The 1,363-nt window shown below is 31.3% G+C and carries 1 protein-coding gene; it reads left to right on the top strand.

Annotated elements, in window-relative coordinates:
* Positions 1–99 precede the first annotated feature (99 nt).
* On the top strand, positions 100–1,266 hold the full coding sequence (locus tag LQ615_RS13295) for an IS256 family transposase (RefSeq protein WP_064205432.1): 1,167 nt from the start codon (positions 100–102) through the stop codon (positions 1,264–1,266).
* Positions 1,267–1,363: the final 97 nt, after the last annotated feature.

Here is a 1,363-nt window from a genome sequence, read left to right on the forward strand (position 1 = left end):
GAATATGTCCATATAATTGTGTAATAAAAAAAGAGCCAAATATAGCTCACTTTAGTACAATGTAATCGACTAAGAAAATATTGTAGAGGTGACCTATATATGACTCAGTTAAATATTAACGTAGACTTTGAAGAATTGGCAAGTGCTATTTTAGAAAGTAATTTAAATACTGCTATGAAAAGTATAGCTGTAACTGTATTAAATGCTTATATGGAAATGGAAAGAGATCAGTTTGTGAACGCTGATTTCAAACAAAAGCATCCTGAAAGGATTGCACAACGAAATGGCTACTATGAACGTGATTTTATGATTCCAGTCGGAACACTTCATTTAAAAGTACCTAGAACGCGTGATGGCGAATTTACAACTGAAGTTTTTGATCAATATTCTCGCTCTGATCAATCACTGATTTTAGCGATGATAGAAGCTTATATTAATGGCGTTTCAACTAGAAACATCACGAAAATTGTAGAGGCTCTGGCAGGTAAATCTGTTTCGAAATCTACGATTTCAGAAGTTATGAAAAATATTGACCCCGATATTCAAAAGTGGTCGAGTAGACCTATTACTAGTCATCAGTACAGATATGTATTTGTTGATGCCATGCATATTAAAGTTAGAGAGAATAATAAAATAGTTTCTAAAGGCGTTTATATAGCTATGGGAGTAAATGAACTTAAAAGACGTGAAATTATTGGTTTTAAAATTTCTAATCAAGAATCTGAACAGGCTTGGTCTGAGTTCTTTGAAGATTTAAGAATGCGTGGCCTCACAACTCCTGAGCTCATTATTTCTGATGCACATTCTGGTCTTATTAAGTCTATTAAATCACAATTTATAGATTCAACTTGGCAACGTTGTACATTTCATCTTCTTAAAAACATCATTGAAAGATTCCCAAAAAAGAATTCACAAGAGGCAAGAACATTACTTAAATCTATTTTTCAAGCTCCTACATATCAACATGCGCTTGAAAGTAAAAATGAATTTGTAACTAAGTATGAAAATAATCCTAAGTATTCAGAAGCTTTAAATATATTAGATCAGGGCTTCGAAGATGCCACACAGTTTTATAGATTTCCAGCACAACACCATAAGAATATACGAACTACTAACTCTATTGAAAATATAAATATGCAGCTTAGAAAAAGAGAGAAAGTCATTAAGACTTTCCCTAACCTAGACTCAGCTTTTAGATTAATTGGTGCATTACTCATGGATATTCAAGAAAATCTAGATAATGCTAAAAGACCTTTTATTCCTTAAACTTACTACTTATTTTTGAAAAATAAGTAGAGATTAACAAAATGAATCTGCTAAAAATCAAACAGATTTATTTTGTTAATACATTCTAAAAAACCAA

The sequence above is a fragment of the Mammaliicoccus sp. C-M13 genome, from assembly GCF_022386845.1.
Lineage (GTDB): Bacteria > Bacillota > Bacilli > Staphylococcales > Staphylococcaceae > Mammaliicoccus > Mammaliicoccus lentus.

What these genes read in the sequence shown, in the direction of transcription:
- LQ615_RS13295 (WP_064205432.1), top strand. Translation starts at nt 100, where the DNA reads ATGACTCAGTTAAATATTAACGTAGACTTTGAAGAATTGGCAAGTGCT.